Source organism: Streptomyces sp. NPDC048523, from assembly GCF_043199815.1.
Lineage (GTDB): Bacteria > Actinomycetota > Actinomycetes > Streptomycetales > Streptomycetaceae > Streptomyces.
This window is the reverse complement of the sequence record NZ_JBICWQ010000003.1, coordinates 456,539-474,217: the sequence shown is the minus strand read 5'-3', so window position 1 is coordinate 474,217 and position 17,679 is coordinate 456,539. Positions and strand designations below refer to the sequence as shown.

Below are 17,679 nucleotides of genomic sequence, written 5' to 3'. Positions count from 1 at the left end.
CGCAGCGTGATGTTCCGACGGTCATGATCCAGCCGCCGGGAACTCAGTCCGGTTGGGACGGCGCCCGCTCGGTGCGAGCCTCGTCCTCCGTCCCGCCCTCCAGCGGCAGGCCCAGCCGCCAGGCCCGGTAGCCGGCCTGGAACCTGCTCTCCGCCTCCAGTTCACCTGTGATGTCCCGAAGGTGACGGCGCAGGGTTCGCGGGGCCATGCCCAGGCGGCGGGCGATCACGTCGTCCTTCAGTCCGGCCGCCATCAGGCGCAGGATGGTGAGCTTCAAGTCGTCCGCGGACAGCCGGTCCTGGGCGCTCTCGCCCTGCTCGGTGAGCCGCCCGCCGTTCACCTCCCCGGGATCGAAGGGCCGGCCCGATCTCCACAGCGTCTCGAACAGTCGGTACAGGAACTCCACGACGGTCGGATCCGTGATGATCGACGCGCCCTGAGGGCGGCCGTCGACACGCGACTGCGGTACGAACGCGGTCTCCCGGTCGAAGATGATGACGCGGTCGAACACCTCGGCCGTGGTACGGACATGCGCGCCCGCCGCCGACACCGCGCGCACATACGTCTGCGTCGCCAGGCTCGCGCGCGCCGTGTGCTGGTACAGCGTGCGCAGCCGCACGCCCCGCTCCAGCATCGCGACGCTCTCCTCGATGATCCCGTGCAGCGTCTTCGGGCTGCGGCCGCCGCCCGGCTGAATGCTGACCATCTCCTCGGTGCACAACCGGGTCATCGCCGACAGCTCCCGGCGCACGTCCGCGGCGCTGTCCACCAGCCGCAGGCCCTCGGTCCTGCGCCCGCTGCGGGCGTGCTCGGCGTAGAGGGAGGCGAGCGGCCGGAGCCGGGTGTGCAGTCGGCTCAACTCCCGCTGCCGCTCCCGTATCTCACGCTCCAGCGGGGCCCGTGCCGCCATCTCGGCCACCGTCGGATCCACCGGCGTCCACGCATCGGCCCCACCGGCCCGCTGGAGCAGGCCGAGCCGCAGAAGGTCGTCGAGGGCTATGCTCAACTCCTTCTCCGACAACCCCAGTTCGGCGGCGGCGATGGCTGTGTCGCGGAGGATGCCGCGGCGCAGGGCCCATTCGTAGAGGAGAAGCGCACCCGGCTCAAGCTCGGGCGCCGGCCCCCGCTGCTGTGTCCCTGAACGCTCCATCGTCGGCTTCCTCTTCCGGTCAGGCCACCTTGGGCCACCGATTATCTCTCTGCTCGGCGCAGGATCGCTGCCAGAATCTTCCTGTCGCGCTGTACGAATCGGCACGACTGTGTGGCCGCGGCTCCCCGAAAGGGTGAATGATGCGCCGAATCGCTTTCTTGCGATCCATCGAGATTCAGCAGACCAAGCCTTATCTCAAACTCCTTGAATCAAGGTTCGAACAGGAGGGAATCGAGGCCAGACTCTTCTACACGGACGGCGATTGCGGACCGGACGATTTCCCGGGTACGGCTCAGAAGCTACCCGGTGACATCACGCCTACGGAACTCGCCAAGAAGGTGATCGACTGGGCCGCCGACGGAGTGGTGTCGCTGTCGATCGCGGACGAGAACGCCCTGCGTGACGCGGTGGTGAAACGGATCCTCGAACCCGTCGGCATTCCGATGGTCGGCCACGGCCTGGCTGCCGTGCACGTCGCCTCCAACAAGTGGGACACGAAGGGGCTGCTGAAGGAGTACGGGTTCGACATACCCGGCGGCATCCTTGTCGACAGCGACGTGCTGGCCGGCCGCGGACTGCATATCCCCGCCTATGTCGAATCCATTCTGATGCAGGTTGCCGACCTCGGCTATCCGGTGATCAGCAAGCCGCTGTGGGATTGCATGGGCGTCGGCATGGTGGCGATATCCGACGAGGACGAACTGCAGCAGCATCTGGCCCGGCCGCACGACGGTAATTTCATTCTGGAGCAGTGCGTCTCCGGGGAGATCTGCTCGGTGGAGGTGGTGGGCTCCCGCGGCGTCTACGTGGTGCAGCCCATCGTGTGGCAGGGGCCGGCGGAGGCCGGCCCGGTGTTCAACTTCGGCCGGCTGCGCTACGCAACCCCGCGTCCCGAGCACGACGAGGCGTTCGCCCCCGTGGCCGAGAAGCTCCAGGAACTGTGCCGCGGGCTGGACTTGGAGGGCGCCATCGGGATCGACATGATCTACGAGGACGGGCGCTACCAGGTTCTGGAGATCAACCCCCGGGTCACCGGCACCACCACGCCGTGCATCGCCGCCTCCGGCATCAACACCTACGACTGCCTGCTGTCGATCCTGGACGGCAGCTGGCCCGCGCCGTCGGTGCGGACCGTGGCCCCGGTGCAGCAGGTGTGCCTCCAGTTCCCGATCCACGACCCCACTCCGGAGTTCATCCGCGACGCCACGCGCGAACTGGAGGTCGTACGCACCCAGACGCTCACCATCGACGGCGTACAGCACCCCAACATCATCATCACCTGCGAGCTCGACGGCCGGCCGGAACTGCCCACGAAACTCGCATCTCTGTGGCGGCGGCACCGGTTCACCGACGAGGTGTTCCTCACGCAGATCGCGGTGGCCGTCGGGGCCGCCCCGCCCGACCTGAAGCTCCTGGAACGGTGACATGGGCATGAAGAATTACCGAAAAGTGCTGGGCCGGCCGGGCATCGGGTCGCTGATGCTCCTTGGCCTGTTCTCCAAGATCGCCGTAGTGGCGTTTCCCGTGGTCCTCAACCTCGCGGTCCTCCTCGGCCTGGGACGCGGGTTCGGCGCCGCCGGTCTGGTGATCACGGCGTGGACGGTGGGCGTCGGCATCGGCGGCCCCGTCCAGGGCCGCATGATGGACCGGTACGGCGCCCGCCCGGTGCTGCTGATCTCGGTCCTCGCCCAAATGCTGTTCTGGGGCTTCGGACCGGTGATGCCGTACGAGGTGCTGGTCGTCAGCGCGGTCGGCGTCGGGCTGCTCAACCTGCCCGGCTTCGCCCTGGTACGGCTGCGGCTGGCGGTGGCGATCCCGGAAGAGGACCGCAACACGGCCTTCGCGCTGGATGCCATGACCTCCAACATCTCGTACATGGTGGGCCCCGCGCTCGGCGTCACCGTCGCCACCTCCGTCTCCAGCGCGGCCTCCATGCGGGGACTCGGCGTGATCGTCAGCCTTGCCGGGCTGGGACTCGCACTGCTCAACCCCACGGTGCGGGCGACCACTTCGGAGCCCGCCGCCGGCACCCGCCCGTCGCGGACGACGTTCCGGGCCTGGTTCACGCCCGCCCTGCTGCCCGTCCTCGCGGCGACCACGGCCACGACCCTGGCCACCGCCGGGTACGAGTCGGCCATCGTAGGCGGTCTGCGGCACTCGGGGCAGGTCGAGTTCGCCGGTCTGGTCCTGACCGTCTGCGGATTCTGCTCGCTGATCGGCGCCCTCGTCTACGGCACCGTCAAGCGCCCGCCCGGCTTCGCTGTCATTGCCGGCCTGGTTGGCCTCACCACCGTCGTCGGTGGCTTCGCGACCGGCGACTGGCGGCTGCTCTGCCTGGCCATGGCTCTCCCGGCAGCACTGTGCTCGCCCGCCTTCGCCTCCACCGGCAGCGCCGCGAGTTCCCTCGCCCCGGACGGGGCCCGCGGAGTGGTCATGGGCTGCTACAGCGCCGCCCTCACCGTCGGCAACAGCATCGGACCCGCGCTGTCCGGCGCGGTCCAGGACTCGGCCGGCCCGCGATGGGCCTTCGTGGTGATCGGCCTGACCGGCGCCGCCCTGTCCGCCCTCGCCCTCACCGGACACCAGTGGCTGGGCCGTAGGCCCACGACCGCCGCACAGGAGCCGGACCAGGCCCTGGCAGACGCCACGGCATGACTTCAGCAAGGAGTAACGGATGAGCACCAAGGGTTACGTTGTCCTGGTCGACGCCTTCGGCACGGCACGGTTCTTCCCACCGGAGTTCCGCGCAGCCGGATACGAGTGCATACGCGTGCAGAGCACGCCCGAAATGCCGACGGCCTTCGCCGCCTCCCTCGACCTGTCGCTGTACGTCGACAACATTGTCCACAGCGGGGACTTCGAAGAGACAGTGCGCGCGGTGAGCGCCTACGGCCCGGTGGCCGTCATCGCCGGCCACGAGTTCGGTGTCGAGTTCGCCGACCGGCTGAGCGAGGCGATGGGCCTGCCTACCAACGGCACCGCCCTCAGCAAGGCGCGCCGCGACAAGTTCACGATGATCGAGACCATCAAGGCGGCGGGCCTGCGCGGCGCCCGCCAGCTGCTCGCCACCAGCGCCGAGGAACTGGAAGCCTGGCACCGCGAGCACGGCGGCCGCGTGGTCGTCAAACCCCTCAGGAGCGCGGGCAACGACGGCATCCGGTTCTGCGACGACCCGCAGGACAGCGCCGCCGCGTTCCGCGAACTCACCGATGCCGACAACCTGTTTTCACAGCGGAACGAGGGCGTCGTCGCCCAGGAGTACCTCTACGGTGGCGAATTCATGGTCAACACCGTCAGCCGGGACGGCCGCCACCACGTCACCGACATCATCGCCACCACCCGCATCTCGGTGAACGGCGTGCACGACATCAGCAACTCCGTCTACTTGCTGCCGCGTCACGGCGACGCTCAGGATCAGCTCGCCTCCTACGCGCTGCGCGTCCTGGACGCCCTCGGCGTGCGGCACGGCCCCGCCCACATCGAGCTGAAGCTCACCCCCGAGGGGCCGGTGCTGATCGAGATGGGCGCCAGGATCTGCGGCGGAGACCTGCCGTACTACGTCCGGCAGGCGACCGGCGAGTCCCCCTTCGACTGGACCGTCGACGCGTACGTGCGGCCCGAGCGCTTTCACGAGCGCCACGCCCGGGCCTACACGATCAAGCAGCACTTCGCCTCCGTCGGCTTGGTCTCGCCGACGGCCGGGCGGCTGGCCGGGCTGCGCCACATCGACGACATCAAGAAGCTGGAAAGCTTCTACGACTTCTCGCAGTTCGTACCCGTCGGCGGCGAACTCGTCCCCACCACCGATGACATGACGTACGTGGGCTTCGTGCGGCTCTTCCACGAGATGGAGGAGGTCGTGATGCGCGACATCGGCACCATCCATTACCTCGACGGGAACGGCATGTACGAACTGGCCGGGGAGCACTGAGAACCCGTCCATGACCTGAAGGCGCGAAACCGATGCAACCCATGACCGAAGAGCAGTGGCGGTCGTTCGTACTCGCCGGTACGCGTACCGCGAAGCTGGCGACCCACCGCAGGGACGGACGGCCCCACGTGACCCCGGTGTGGTTCCTCCTGGACGAGACGGCGGACGGCGCGTGCGAGATCGTGTTCACGACCTGGCACGCCTCGCTCAAGGCCAAGGCACTGCTGCGGGACCCCCGCTTGGCTCTGTGTATGGACGACCAGGAACCGCCCTACAGCTACGTGATGTTCGACTGCACGGCACGGCTCACGGAGAGCCCCGAGGAACTGCGCTACTGGGCTACCCGCATCGGTGCCCGCTACATGGGCCAGGCCCTGGCCGATCAGTACGGAGCACGCAATTCGGTGTCCGGGGAATACCTGGTCCGGGCGACCGTGAGGAACGTCATCGCATACAGCGGGATCTCGGAATGACCGAGGTGACCTGTGCCCCGCAGGCCCGGCGTCTGCGGGGCCTGCGTTGCGAGGCTGCCGTCGCCCGCGAGGGACGTTACTCCTGGTCGAGTGCGGCTGCGGTGGCGGAGGCGAAGGCGTCCGGGTTGTCCAGCATGATGTTGTGCCCGCAGTCCGGGATCGAAACCACGACCACCCCGGACTCGGTGAGCGCGTCGGCGCCCGGGAGCGGGCTGTCGTCCTCGGGCAACAGGTAGGTACGCGGGATCTTCAAGTCCAGCAGAAGTTCGCGCATGGTGGGGGTGGTACCGCGAGTGAGATGGACCGCGCTGCGGTGCAAGGCCTCGCGGCCGGCCAGGCGCATGGTGGACCACCAGTGGGGGCCGACCCGGTCGCGGACTTCTCGCCAGCCGCCTGCCAGGAATTCCTGTTCGGAGTAGGCGGCGATGCCGCTGCTGCCGCCGGAGCCGGCCTGGAGCGGAATCGGGTCAAGGTTGGCGTCGACCAGGACCAAGCGGGAGACCAGGCGTGGGTGCCGGGCCGCCAGGACGATGGCCACCGAACCGCCCATGCTGTGGGCGATCAGCTCCGCACCGGTGACACCCGCAGAAGTCAGCGCTTCGGCGAGGGCGTCGGCGTGCGCCTCCAGGGTGTAGTCGAATGCCGTCGGGCGGTCACTGATGCCATGGCCGAGTAGATCGATCAGCAGTGAACGGTGGCCGGCCAACAGCGGGTGGACCGCTGTCTCCGCGAAGTAGGCGGGCGAAGTGGCACCGAGGCCGTGTACGTAGACGCGGGCGCGCTCCCGCCCAGGCAGTTCCACCCAGCGGATCCGGTCACCCTCGGTCGTTGCGACGGCGCTGCGCACAGTCTGGCTCCCCTGCAATCAAGATCGGTAGGGCGACGAGGGTAATAGACGCTGGAGTCCGCCCACGAGACTGCTGTCCCGGCCCGGCCGACCCGGGACGCTCCGGCATCAGGGCCGCACTGTCCACAAATCGATGCCCCGTACAATCGCGGCCCATCTGTCCCGGCACAGGTGACAGAGGCCGGGGCGGGATTCCTGGTCACTGCTTCTTGGACTTGTTCCCGTCCGCGTTCCGCCGGCCGCTCGCCTTGTCCTTCTGCTTCCCCGGTTTCACGTCGCCCGCGTCCTTGGCGTTCCCCGCGTCCTTGGCGTTCCCCGCGCCCTTCCCGTTGCCGGAGCCCTTCGCGTCGGCCGGGTCCGTGAGCGCGGCGCAGTAGGCGCTCACGTTCGCCTCGCCGCCGGCCGCCGTCACGAGCCGCTGGAACGCCGGGGCGTCCAGCGCCTTGCCCCGGCCCCGGAGCTTCTCGTAGACACGGCAGTGGGCCAGGGTGTCCTTCGCGGTGGGCGGGCGTTCGGCGGGGGCGGACGCGGAGGACCGCGCGCTGCTGTGCGACTCGGCCGGGCTGCTCGCCGAGACGCTCGGGCGTACGTCCTTGCCCTCGGCCACGCCCCCGTCCGGACCGCTGCCCGCCGAGCCGATCGCCGCGTAGGCGACACCGCCGAGGGTGAGGCTGGCGAGGAGCACGGAGAGCGTCGCCTTCAAAGAACGTGTCCGGCGCCGCGGCGTGCGGGGCCGCCAGTCGTCCCGCCGCCGTGTCCGCGCCCGATGCGCCCCGGCGTCCCGCGCCGCCCGGAAGGCAGCCACGGCCCGCCGCTCCGCGTCACCGTCCGAGCTCTCCCCGCGGATGGCCACCGCCAGCAGCGCCGCGAGGGAGCCGTCGTCGTACGAAGGCTCCGGCCCGGCAGCGGTGCGGTTCCCGTGGTCCGGCATGGACGCGGAGACGCCGGGGCCCCTGCGTGCCGCCGCCCGCCCGCCGAAACGCCGCCCGCCGCCGACCGGCTCCTGGCCGAGGACACCTGGGCCCGGGCCCTGGCCCTGGCCCCCGGCAGGCGTCCGCTCCTCCTCGGGCACACCCTCGTCATACGGCCGCTGCCGCCCCGGCACGGGGGCGCCACCCCGCACCCCGCCACCACCCGGCGCTGAGCCGTCGCCGTGTTCCTGGCCCCGCACGGGCTCCTGCGGGCGTGCCGACCGGCGGCCCGCCGCGTCGCCGCTCCGCTCGTCGCCCATGCCGTGTCCGTCCCTGTCCGAGGTGGTGTCCTCACCTGTCATGTCGACTCCCCCAGCGTCCGGGGGCCGTCATCCGTCACTCTCCCGGCGCCCAGCTCATGCGCCAGCCGCTTCAGGCCCCGGTACGCCGCGGTGCGCACCGCGCCGGGGCGCTTGCCGAGGACGCGGGCGGCGGCGGGGCCGTCCAGTCCGACCACCACCCGCAGCAGCACCGCCTCGGCCTGGTCGCGCGGCAGCCCCCGGACCAGTTGCAGGGCGTACTCGGTGGAGAGGGACTCCAGCGCCTGGTCGTGCGTGCTGTACGGACCCGGCAGGTCCAGCATGTCCTGCTCCAGCGCCGCCGACCGGGGCCGCACCTTGAGCCGGCGCAGATGGTCCAGGGCCCGGTGCCGGGCGATGGTCGCCGTCCAGCCGCGGAAGCCCGCCCCGTCGCCCCGGAACCGGCCCAGGTCCCGGGCGATCTCCAGCCACGCGTCCGACGCCACGTCCTCCGCGTCCTCCCCGACCAGCCCGCGCAGATAGCCGAGCAGTCCGGGCTGCACCAGCCGGTAGGCGACCGCGAAGGCACTCTCGTCACCCTCCTGGGCCCGCGCGACGGCCGCGCCCAGTTCCCCGTCGTACGCCTGCACGCGGCGGGGTTCCCCTCCCTGGCCCAAAAACTTTCCCGTCCGTACCGGTTCGTGGCGATTCCGCACCGTCCGGCACGGTCACCCTTGCCCATCTCCCCCACGGTCAACAGCGCCGGACCTCACAGAAGTGTCACAGCGGGCCGGACATCCCGGGCACCCCGCCTCGAACACCTGTGACACCTGGGAGAGTTCGTACGCTGTATGAGTGCCACCTGTGTGACAGGTGGTTTTTCTGTGACCAGAATCAGGGGTGGGTAGTGAGTCGTCGTAAAAGCCGTGCGTACAGACCGCTCAGCATGAAGCGGAGGGCGTGGCTGACGCTCGGTGCGGTGGTTCTGGGGGGCGGCGGCATCGCGACCTACGCCGCCGCCAGTCCGTCGAGCGACGCTGCGGGGGACCTTCAGCCCAAACGGCCGGTGAAGGTCTACGACTTGACGCTGAAGGGCACCGCGACCGGCAAGCGGGAGCTGCCCCGCACGGAGACCAAGCAGTTCTCGTTGCTCGGTGTCTCCTGGACGGGGCTGACCAAGCCCCTGGAGGGCAAGGCGCAGGTGCGCACCCGCGGCAGCGAGAGCGGCGAGTGGTCCGCCTGGCAGGACCTGGAGACGAACATCGACCCGCCGGAGGACCCCGACGAGCGCAACGGCGCGCGCGGCGCGTCCGAACCGCTGTGGGTCGGCCCCTCGGACGGCGTGCAGGTGCAGGTCGTCCACGAGGACGGCAGCACAAGTACCGGGCTGCCCAAGGGACTTGAGGTCAACCTCGTCGACCCGGGCATCGCGACCGCCGCGGAGCAGCGGAACGCGGGCGACGACACCGACCCGGCGGCCTTCGCCGTGGACGGGACACCCACGCCGACACCGACACCGACTCCGACGCCGACGGTGAGCGACACCACGTCAGCGTCTCCGACCGCGACCGCGACGCCGACCGACACGGCTACCGCCACGCCCACCCCCACCGCCACCATCCCCACCGCGCCCCCCTCCACGGCCCCGGAACCGACGATCGTCTCCCGCGCCGGCTGGGGCGCCGACGAGTCGCTCAGCCCCGACCCGTCGGAGTACAACGCCGGAGTGAAGGCCGTCTTCGTGCACCACACGGCCGACTCCAACGACTACTCGTGCACCGACTCGGCCGCGATCGTCCGGGGCATCTACGCGTACCACACGCAGACCAACGGCTGGAACGACATCGGCTACAACTTCCTCGTCGACAAGTGCGGCACGATCTTCGAGGGCCGCAAGGGCGGTGTGGACCTGCCGGTCCTCGGCGCGCACACCTACGGCTGGAACCGTGAGTCCACCGGTATCGCGATCCTCGGCAACTACACCGACGCGGGCGCCTCGAACGCCGCCCTCACCTCGGTCGCCCGGATCACTGCCTGGAAGCTCGGCCAGTACGGCGTCGACCCCGACTCGACGGTCCAGCTGACGGCGGGCGCGACCCAGAAGAACCTCGCCGGTACGAGCTTCACCGCTGGCGGCCTCTACACCTTCAACCGGGTCTCCGGCCATCGCGACGGCTACGCCACCGAGTGCCCGGGCACCTCGCTCTACGCCCAGCTGCCGACCATCCGCGCCTGGGCGTCCGGCCCGGTGCAGGGCCTGAAGCTCACCTCGCTGACCGGCGCGACCCTGTCCGGCACGACGTACTACACGAAGGGCGCGATCACGGCGAAGTGGTCCACCACCACGCCGGGTTCGCTGATCTCGAAGTTCGAGCTGCTGGTGGACGGCAAGGTCGTCGCCACCGCGTCCGGTACGGCCACTTCGGCGAGCACCACCCTGGCCGCGGGCAGCCACAAGGTTGCCGTACGGGCCGTGCACCAGTCCGGCAAGGTCACTCCCGCGACCGGCGCGCTGACCGTCGTCACCGACACCACCGCGCCGACCTTCTCCACCACCCCGAAGATCACCCTGCGCGCCGGCACGGTCGACCCCACCGCCGTCCCGGTCACCCTCGGCTGGAAGGCCGCCGACTCCCAGGCCCTGAAGTCGGTGAGCCTGCTGTCCCCGACGACGGCCACCTTCGGCCCGACCACCACGAGCTCCAGCCGTACCGCCAAGTCCGGTGCCGCGAGCGTCTGGTCGATGAAGGCGTCCGACGTCGCGGGCAACACCCGCACCTCGTCGCCCTCGTACACGCCGATGATCCTCCAGGAGACCTCGGCCACGAAGTCCGGCAGCTGGACGAGCCGTTCCTCCACCAGCTACCTCGGTGGCAAGTCGTACTCCAGCGGTTCCAAGAACGCCAGCCTGACCTGGACGTTCACCGGCAAGTCCGCCGCGTGGACGGTCTCGCGGGCGGCCACCTCCGGGCAGGCGTACGTGTACGTGGACGGCACCAAGGTCGCGACCGTGGACCTGAAGTCCTCGACCACGAAGTACCGCGACGCGATCTGGACCAAGTCCTGGTCCAGCAGCGCCAAGCACACCGTGAAGATCGTGGTGGTCGGCACCAGCGGCCGTCCGACGGTCACGACGGACGGCCTGGTCTACATCAAGTAGCCCGCTGGAGCGCCGAATCCACCGGCTCGGGCGTCCGCTCCCCCGCACCCTGGGGAGTGGGCGCCCGTTCCGCGTTCACCACGACTCCCGCGATCAGCGCGGCCGGCAGCAGCGCGCCGAACGCCCACCAGGTGGCCACGTTGAAGCCGTGCACGGTCGCCTCGGCCGTCTCTTGTTACGGTGTTTGCCTCGCCCGTCTTCGTCCGTGCGGTCAGCGCCGCACACCGCCCGTCGCATCGCGGCACAGCAGCCGCAGCGAGCCGTCCCCGGCGAAGCAGCGGCGGGCCTCGTTCACCGGGTCCCACAGCCGCCCGTCGGGCGTACGGACCCAGTGCTCGCCGCCGCTCGTCCACCACTCGGCACCGGTCTGGCGGACGACGACCTCACCGGCATAGGCACCGAGCCCGCGCAGCACGGTCTCCACGGCGGCGTACGGCGCACCCTCCCGCCGTATCTCCTCGATCAGCCGGTCCACGCGCCACAGGCTCTGCGCCGAGTAGTCGAGCCGGACGCGTGCGCCCTCGCGCAGGGCCGACACCGCGTCGGCGGCCCACCGCACGGGCTTGGCCGCGGCGGAGGGCCGGGGGGCGGGCGCGGCTGCCCGGCGGGTCGTCACATCAGTCGTCACGTCAGTCGTCACATCAGCCATCACACGGGAAAAAGCGTTTCGGCGGGGTGTTTCGTCACCCGGATCAGGGGACTTCCGCCGGACCGGTGCAGGACCGGCGCACCTTCACCGCAACCCTTTCCGGACGGTCACAGGACCCTCCCGGTAGCGAGGTTGACGCCGGAGTGACGATTCGTCCCTCCCGCGCGCTCCTGTCTTCGATGAGCGACTACTTCCATCTCCGCGCGGTGCCGCCCTCGGCCCTGCGCAACAGCGCGAACTGGATGCAACGGCTGTTCGAGGACGACTGGGACGCCGTACGCGAACGCATCGGACGACACCGGGAGGAGGTGCTGGACAAGTCCTACCTGGACCACGAACTCCTCTACACCGGCGCCGAGGTGGTCCTCGGCGGCCTTCCGGTCCAGCCGGGCGACCGCGGCAGACCCCCGTTCCTGCTCCTGACCGCGGCCCGGGCGAACCGTGTCTCCACGTACCTGGGTGCGGCCGACTTCGAGGCCCTGTGGCGGGTCGCCCGCGAGGAACTGCTGCCGAGACACGGCGGGTCGGCCGCGGAACGGGAGGCGCGGGGGCTGTTCGCGGCGGCGCACCGGGACCTGACGGCGTTCTACGGGCAGACCGCGCAGTACGGGGACGCGGTGGTCAAGTGGCTGGTCCAGTAAAGCCACTCGCCCAGTCGGCCACGCACCCGGTGAGGGCCGGTCCTCAGCCCCGCCGCCGGCTCCTGCGGGACACCACCGCGCGCAGCACCCGGCGGCCCTCCGTGGAGACCTCCAGAGCGGGGCGCAGTCCTGCCGGGCCGTGGCCGGCGAGCAGTTCCAGGACGGTGATCTGGCGGCGCAGTTCGGCGGCGACGAGGGGGGACATGCCCTCCGTACGGCCCTCACGGCGGGCGTCGACCGAGTCGCCGGCGTCCTTCAGGGGGTCGAGCAGCCGGTGGATCTGCAGCGCGGCGACCGAGCAGGCGTCGGCCCACGCCCGTACCCCGGCGGCGGACCGCTCGGCCGGCGCCGCGGCGAGCATCCGGCGGGCCAGCAGCACGGCCTCGTCGTCACCGGAGCCGGAAAAATCACCGGTGGCCCCCTCGACCGCCCCGAACTCCGCGTCCCCGCCCAGCTTCCCCCGCACCTGCTCCAGCCGTTCGCCCCACTCCTCGGCCCCGGCGTCGTCCGCGAGCCCGGCCCACAGGGGCCGCAGGACCTCGTCGTCGCCGCCGAGCAGCGGGACGCACCGATCCAAACAAGCCAACCCGCTGGCGGCCAGGCCACGTTCGTCGGCCTGGCCGATCAGCTCCACCAGACTCATCCACGCCTCCCTCGCCGAGCGGCATCCCCTCACGGAACCCGCACTTCCCCTTACTGCGTGCGATGGCCCGGGAGTGTCACAGGGGCACCACACCGAGCCGGTCGAGCATACGGAAGAAGAGGTTTTCGGCCAACAGGTCCGGTTCGGCGCTCAGTACGTCGAGCAAAGGCTCTTCGGCCACCTCGTGGCCCGCCTCCGCGGCCCAGGCGACGGCCCGCGCGGCAGCGTCCCGGGGTTCGAGGAAGTAGTCCTCCAGGACCGGCCCCTCCTCGTCGGAGGCACCGGCCCCGAGGTATGTCGCCATGGCGGCCCGGGCCAGACAGGTCGTCCAGGCCCCGCTCTCGGGCCCCGCCGCCTCCAGGACCACCGAGGCGCTGTCCATGACGTATCCGAAGAGCGCGGGCGAACCGGTCTCCAGGGCGAGGGCGTTCATGTTCCCGACCTCGCCCTCGCCGCTCGCGTACTCCCAGACCTGCCATCCGCCGGGCGCCGACTCACGCAGGACCATGCCCTCGGCACCGGCCAGCGCGTCCAGTTCGGCGAGCGGCCGCTCCCCGCGGCCCACGACGAAGTAACCCCAGTAGCCCATTCGCGGCCCCCCTGGCTGCTCGGTACGGTTCGGGCCCGAATACACCACATTCGTACGGCAGTTCGCAGCAGGATGGACCAAATCCGTCACACGGCGACGGGTGCCTCGGGTCCCCGGTGGGCCTTCTCGTTCTGCATCCGGGTCAACCGCAGCACGACAGCGGCGGCGAGCAGGGCGGCCACGAGGTCGAGACCGTCGGCGACCATCGCCTGCGTCATGGAGTCGTGGATCTCCTGGGAGGTGTCGGCCTCGTCGAACGCGGTGTACAGGACCTGCCCGAGGGTCAGCGAGAGGAGCCACAGCGTCCACCAGGCGTTGATCAGGGCATGCCCGTCGGGCTTGTCCCCCGTGCTGCTCGCGTCCCAGATGTCGACCACGACCCGGCGCGGGTACCACAGGCTCACGATTGGCACGACCCAGCCGGCGATCACCCAGGCGCGCGCCTTGCGGTGTCCGTCGGGGGCGAACACCTCGGCGTTGAGCCGGACGCGCCACAGCCAGACGACGACGACGACGGCGCAGGCCACCATCAGGAGCGCCTGTGCGACACCGGCCACGCCGGTGAGCTTGTCCGCCAAGTCGGAGCGGTCCCATACGTCGGCCCCGGTGGCGCCGCCGGCGAGATCCCCGGTGACGTCGTACATGAGGAGGTCCGCGCCGAGGGCGAACGCGTCGACCGCCGCCACCACCGCGAGCAGCGCCGCGGTGGCCCGCCCGAGCCCGACCGGCGAGCGCAGCCAGGTCGTCGGTGTGACACCGGCCGGCGGGGCCGCGAATCCGGCGGGCGTGGCGCATCCGGAGCACAGGACGCCGTCCGGTGCCGCTTCGACGTGATGGCAGCGCGTGCAGAGCATGGTGAGGTCCCCCCGAGGTCCGGATGATCAGCCGACCGCGCGGGTTCTCCCCAGAGCCTCACGCGCGGCATGCGGAACATACGGTCCGCCGGCCCGGTACGTCCACCGGGAATCCCCGGTTCCTCAGCCCAGCCGGTCCGCCAGTGCCTTAAACCTGGACCAGGTCAGGGCGGGCTTCCCCGGGTCCCACAGCTTCTGCGTGGTGGCCCGCAGCGGCATCCGGATGCCCGCCGCCACCTGGTCCTGCGTCTGCGCGTTCGAGAAGTCGCACCACACCGCGAAGTACCCGCCGAGGATCTGGCTGTCGTACTTCGAGGGGACGGCTGTCGTGCCGCGGAGGACTCGCGGGGTCCACTCCTCGTAGATCCGCTGTCCCGTCGGGTAGTAGAACTGGTTGGGCTGCCCGAGGACGTAGTAGAGGAACTCGTCGTTGTAGTTGACGACCTTGCGTCCCGCGCTCAGGTACTCCACCGGCGGCCGGGCGCCGATCTCCTTGCCCGTCCAGTACCCGACCCGGATGTCGCCGGCGGCCCGGACGGACGTCCCCCGGAAGAATCCGTCGTTCCACGCGAGCGGGGCCTTGCCGTGCTTCCGGACGGTGGCGGCGCGGTCGTTGAGCCAGCCCGTGGTCAGGTCCTCGACGCCGGCGCCGGCGCCGTAGGCCTTCCTGGCGGCGGTGGCGAGCTGCGGGTAGGTCGCCGCCGGGTCGGAGACCATCAGCGCGCGGTACTCGTCGCCGCCGAGGTGCCAGTCGGCGCCGGGGAAGAGGCCGGCGTACTCCTTGAGCAGGTCGTCGACGAGTTTGGCGGATGCCGGGTTGGAGATGTCGACGGCCCCGCGCGCCGCGTTCCCCGCCGCACTGCGCAGCTGAAGCTCGGGGTGCGCGGCGAGGACGGCGCCCAGGTGCCCGGGCGAGTCGATCTCCGGTACGACGGCGATGTGCCGCTGGGCCGCGAGCGCGACGATCCTCTTCACCTGCGCCTTGGTCAGGTGCTGCTTCGACACGATCTCCGGGTGCGAGACGGACTCGATCCGGAAGGCCTGGTCGTCGGAGAAGTGCAGCTGGAGCCGGTTGAACTTCAGGTCGCCCAGCTCCCGGACCCGGTCCTCGATCCAGCCGGCCGTGAAGTTCTTGCGCGCGATGTCCAGGGAGAACCCGCGCACCGGCTTGGCGGGCTCGTCGCGCACGACGCCCTCCTGTGCCGTGGCTCCGCCGCGCACCTCCTGCTTGAGCGTGCGGGTGCCGTAGAAGACGCCGGCGTCGTCCGGCGCGCTGATGGCGACCCGCCCGCCGCGCACGGTCATGCGGTACGACTCCGGGTCCGCGCCCTCGTCGTCGTCGAGCGTGAGGCGTACGTCCCCGGCGCGTACGTCGTCCTTCTGCCCGGCGTACGTCAGCCCCAGCTCACCGGCGAGAAGGCGCCCCTCGTCGGCGAGGTCGGCGTCGTTCACGACCACGCGCAGCCCGCGGGCGGGACGCCAGCCGGGGCCGCGCGCCGGGGTGTGGGCGCGGACGGCGGGGATGGTGCGGGGGGTGGTGGACAGGGGGTAGGACCGCGTGGGGCTGGGGGCCGGGCTCGGGGATCTCGCCGGGGTCGGGGCGCCTTCCGCTGCGCCGCCCGAGGGGGACTGGGCCTGGGACGTGGCCGATCCGGCCGGGCCGCTGTCGCCGCCCGCCCACAGCCCGAGGCTCACCCCGGCCGCGACGGTGACGGCCACCGCCCCCACGATCAGCCCCCGTGCCTGCTTCTCCGGTCGCTTCCTGTGCTGGCTCACATCGCCAACCTAGGGCCTCGAGGGAGAGGAGCGTGTCCACCACACGTTCCGAAACTCTCCCGTGCGGGTGAAATTCGGGCATCCGTCGGACAGGTCATGTCCACTCTCGATAGCGTGAGGTCACATCGCTCACAGCTTCCCCTGCCGAAACACACGTGACGCCCACACATTCTCCCGGCCGACTGGCCATGCCGTCCCTGCCCACCGTCCTGGACGCCCTCAACAGCGCGCCCGCCGACGAGGCACGGCCCCTGCTCCTGGACTGTCTGCGCAGCCTGCGCTGGGCGGAGCGGGTCGTGGCGCACCGCCCCTATCCAACGGTGGACGCGCTGCTCGCGGCCGCGGACGAGGCGGCCTACGACCTGACGGTGTCGGATCTCTTCGAGGCCCTGGCGGCCGAGACGCTCCCCGTGCTGCCGGAGGACGCCCACTCGGCCGCCCACATGGCGATGGACGCGGCCCACGCGGCCTACGAGGCCCGCTTCGGCCACGCCTTCGTCATCTGCCTGGACGGCCTGCCTCCGGCAGAGGCCCTGGACCACGTCCTGGCGGGCATCCGGTCACGATTGACAAACGATCCGGAGGAGGAGCGGATGGTCGCGGCCGAGGAACTCCGCCGCATCGCACGGGGCCGGCTGGTGTCCGCCCTGCGGGGCGCGAGGCCGTAGACGGCGCATAACAGCACAGACCACCCCATCAGCCATCGAGTTCCCCCATCTGCGTGCCACTTTGATCACACAGGTAGGCCCCGGGTAAGCCCAGCGGCAGCGCATCGCTACGATGCTGGGGGCCGGTGGACCGTACCCGGCCGGGCCCGACCGACAGCACAAGCCGGCTGGCCCCGATACCCCGCTCCCGGAGGGACTTCCGTGCCGGCTGGAACGCTGTACCGCGGCCGGGAAGGAATGTGGTCCTGGGTGGCTCATCGAGTCACCGGCGTCCTCATCTTCTTCTTCCTGTTCGTTCACGTGCTGGACACCGCTCTCGTCCGTGTCTCACCCGAGGACTACGACAAGGTCGTAGCCACGTACAAGACCCCGCTCGTCGCGTGTCTGGAGTACGGCCTCGTGGCCGCCATCCTCTTCCACGCGCTCAACGGCCTGCGCGTCATCGCCGTCGACTTCTGGTCGAAGGGCCCGCGCTACCAGAAGCAGATGTTCTGGGTGGTGGCCGGCGTCTGGGTCGTGCTGATGCTCGGGGCGATCTACCCCGTCCTCGGCCACGCCGCTCGTGAACTGTTCGGGAGCTGATACCGATGGCGACCACTGAAACCACCCCGTCCGGCATCGGCCCCGTCGAGGGCACCTCCGGCTACGGCGTCGACAACCCGGCGCCCCTCATCGAGGCCCCGCGCAAGCGCACCAAGAAGTCCCCGAAGTCCACGCGGGGCAACTTCGAGATGGCCGCCTGGCTGTTCATGCGCCTGTCCGGCATCGTCCTGGTCGTCCTGGTCATCGGCCACCTGCTGATCCAGTTGGTGCTGGACGGCGGCGTCTCCAAGGTCGGCTTCGCCTTCGTGGCGGGCCGCTGGGCGTCCCCGTTCTGGCAGGTCTGGGATCTGCTGATGCTCTGGCTCGCGATGCTGCACGGCGCCAACGGCCTGCGCACGATCATCAACGACTACGCGGAGCGGCCGGGCACCCGGCTGTGGCTCAAGGGCCTGCTCTACACCGCCACGGTGTTCACCATCCTGCTGGGCACGCTGGTGATCTTCACCTTCGACCCGAACATCCGCTAGGCACGGGGCTGCGAGAAT

General features: G+C 70.6%; 19 protein-coding genes. 9 read left to right on the top strand and 10 right to left on the bottom strand.

The window, feature by feature from the left end; translation table 11 throughout:
* Nucleotides 1-43 precede the first annotated feature (43 nt).
* Nucleotides 44-1,150: a LuxR C-terminal-related transcriptional regulator gene (locus ACGFWE_RS17995; protein ID WP_352389077.1), complete on the bottom strand. Its 1,107-nt coding sequence runs from the start codon at nt 1,148-1,150 to the stop codon at nt 44-46.
* Between the two features lie 158 nt (nt 1,151-1,308).
* Between ACGFWE_RS17995 and ACGFWE_RS17990 the strand changes: the two genes are divergently transcribed.
* From ACGFWE_RS17990 to ACGFWE_RS17975, 4 genes are read left to right on the top strand one after another with little or no spacing between them, the layout of a single operon-like run.
* Nucleotides 1,309-2,574 (top strand): acetyl-CoA carboxylase biotin carboxylase subunit family protein, encoded by a 1,266-nt coding sequence (locus ACGFWE_RS17990; protein WP_393600436.1) that lies wholly within the window; start codon nt 1,309-1,311, stop codon nt 2,572-2,574.
* A gap of 7 nt (nt 2,575-2,581) precedes the next feature.
* A complete protein-coding gene (locus ACGFWE_RS17985) occupies nt 2,582-3,805 on the top strand; it encodes an MFS transporter (protein WP_393600435.1) in 1,224 nt (407 codons plus the stop codon).
* 19 nt (nt 3,806-3,824) lie between these two features.
* Nucleotides 3,825-5,081 (top strand): ATP-grasp domain-containing protein, encoded by a 1,257-nt coding sequence (locus ACGFWE_RS17980; protein WP_352389080.1) that lies wholly within the window; start codon nt 3,825-3,827, stop codon nt 5,079-5,081.
* Nucleotides 5,082-5,122: 41 nt separating this feature from the next.
* Nucleotides 5,123-5,554, top strand: a complete 432-nt coding sequence (locus tag ACGFWE_RS17975; RefSeq protein ID WP_393600434.1) for a PPOX class F420-dependent oxidoreductase — start codon at nt 5,123-5,125, stop codon at nt 5,552-5,554.
* Between the two features lie 76 nt (nt 5,555-5,630).
* On the opposite strand, the gene ACGFWE_RS17970 is transcribed toward ACGFWE_RS17975, so the two are convergent.
* The 3 genes from ACGFWE_RS17970 to ACGFWE_RS17960 form a co-directional block, all read right to left on the bottom strand.
* Complete coding sequence (locus tag ACGFWE_RS17970) at nt 5,631-6,401, bottom strand: alpha/beta fold hydrolase (RefSeq protein WP_393600433.1); 771 nt, start codon at nt 6,399-6,401, stop codon at nt 5,631-5,633.
* Between the two features lie 199 nt (nt 6,402-6,600).
* On the bottom strand, nt 6,601-7,674 hold the full coding sequence (locus ACGFWE_RS17965; protein WP_393600432.1) for a hypothetical protein: 1,074 nt from the start codon (nt 7,672-7,674) through the stop codon (nt 6,601-6,603).
* Nucleotides 7,671-8,288 (bottom strand): RNA polymerase sigma factor, encoded by a 618-nt coding sequence (locus tag ACGFWE_RS17960; protein ID WP_393600431.1) that lies wholly within the window; start codon nt 8,286-8,288, stop codon nt 7,671-7,673. Before ACGFWE_RS17960 ends, ACGFWE_RS17965 begins: the two co-directional genes overlap by 4 nt.
* Nucleotides 8,289-8,557: 269 nt before the next feature.
* Between ACGFWE_RS17960 and ACGFWE_RS17955 the strand changes: the two genes are divergently transcribed.
* A complete protein-coding gene (locus ACGFWE_RS17955; protein ID WP_393600430.1) occupies nt 8,558-10,771 on the top strand; it encodes a peptidoglycan recognition protein in 2,214 nt (737 codons plus the stop codon).
* On the opposite strand, the gene ACGFWE_RS17950 is transcribed toward ACGFWE_RS17955, so the two are convergent.
* Together ACGFWE_RS17950 and ACGFWE_RS17945 are read right to left on the bottom strand one after the other, a co-directional pair.
* A complete protein-coding gene (locus ACGFWE_RS17950; protein WP_352389086.1) occupies nt 10,764-10,925 on the bottom strand; it encodes a hypothetical protein in 162 nt (53 codons plus the stop codon). The genes ACGFWE_RS17955 and ACGFWE_RS17950 overlap by 8 nt on opposite strands.
* 57 nt (nt 10,926-10,982) lie before the next feature.
* Nucleotides 10,983-11,411: a hypothetical protein gene (locus tag ACGFWE_RS17945; RefSeq protein WP_352389087.1), complete on the bottom strand. Its 429-nt coding sequence runs from the start codon at nt 11,409-11,411 to the stop codon at nt 10,983-10,985.
* A gap of 188 nt (nt 11,412-11,599) precedes the next feature.
* On the opposite strand from ACGFWE_RS17945, the gene ACGFWE_RS17940 reads away from it, so the two are divergent.
* The gene (locus ACGFWE_RS17940; protein WP_393600429.1) at nt 11,600-12,061 is read left to right on the top strand and encodes a DUF1877 domain-containing protein; all 462 of its coding nucleotides are present in this window, start codon (nt 11,600-11,602) and stop codon (nt 12,059-12,061) included.
* A gap of 43 nt (nt 12,062-12,104) precedes the next feature.
* Here ACGFWE_RS17940 and ACGFWE_RS17935 read toward each other — a convergent pair whose 3' ends face one another.
* The 4 genes from ACGFWE_RS17935 to ACGFWE_RS17920 all read right to left on the bottom strand — a co-directional run bounded on the left by ACGFWE_RS17935 (nt 12,105) and on the right by ACGFWE_RS17920 (nt 15,923).
* Nucleotides 12,105-12,704 carry a hypothetical protein gene (locus tag ACGFWE_RS17935; RefSeq protein ID WP_352389089.1) on the bottom strand — a complete coding sequence of 200 codons (600 nt, stop codon included), beginning with the start codon at nt 12,702-12,704 and terminating at the stop codon, nt 12,105-12,107.
* A 76-nt stretch (nt 12,705-12,780) separates the two neighbouring features.
* Nucleotides 12,781-13,293: a hypothetical protein gene (locus ACGFWE_RS17930; RefSeq protein WP_352389090.1), complete on the bottom strand. Its 513-nt coding sequence runs from the start codon at nt 13,291-13,293 to the stop codon at nt 12,781-12,783.
* Nucleotides 13,294-13,379: 86 nt separating this feature from the next.
* Nucleotides 13,380-14,147: a DUF4328 domain-containing protein gene (locus ACGFWE_RS17925; RefSeq protein ID WP_393600428.1), complete on the bottom strand. Its 768-nt coding sequence runs from the start codon at nt 14,145-14,147 to the stop codon at nt 13,380-13,382.
* A gap of 123 nt (nt 14,148-14,270) precedes the next feature.
* Nucleotides 14,271-15,923 carry a family 20 glycosylhydrolase gene (locus ACGFWE_RS17920; protein ID WP_393600427.1) on the bottom strand — a complete coding sequence of 551 codons (1,653 nt, stop codon included), beginning with the start codon at nt 15,921-15,923 and terminating at the stop codon, nt 14,271-14,273.
* A gap of 155 nt (nt 15,924-16,078) precedes the next feature.
* Here ACGFWE_RS17920 and ACGFWE_RS17915 point away from each other — a divergent pair, with 155 nt between their 5' ends.
* From ACGFWE_RS17915 to ACGFWE_RS17905, 3 genes are all read left to right on the top strand, one after another.
* Nucleotides 16,079-16,591, top strand: coding sequence for a 2-oxo-4-hydroxy-4-carboxy-5-ureidoimidazoline decarboxylase (locus ACGFWE_RS17915; protein WP_352389093.1), 513 nt, complete (start codon nt 16,079-16,081; stop codon nt 16,589-16,591).
* 201 nt (nt 16,592-16,792) lie between these two features.
* Nucleotides 16,793-17,173 carry a succinate dehydrogenase, cytochrome b556 subunit gene (sdhC, locus tag ACGFWE_RS17910; protein WP_352389094.1) on the top strand — a complete coding sequence of 127 codons (381 nt, stop codon included), beginning with the start codon at nt 16,793-16,795 and terminating at the stop codon, nt 17,171-17,173.
* A 5-nt stretch (nt 17,174-17,178) separates the two neighbouring features.
* Entirely contained in the window at nt 17,179-17,661 is a 483-nt protein-coding gene (locus tag ACGFWE_RS17905; protein ID WP_352389095.1) for a succinate dehydrogenase hydrophobic membrane anchor subunit, read from the top strand.
* Nucleotides 17,662-17,679 lie beyond the last annotated feature (18 nt).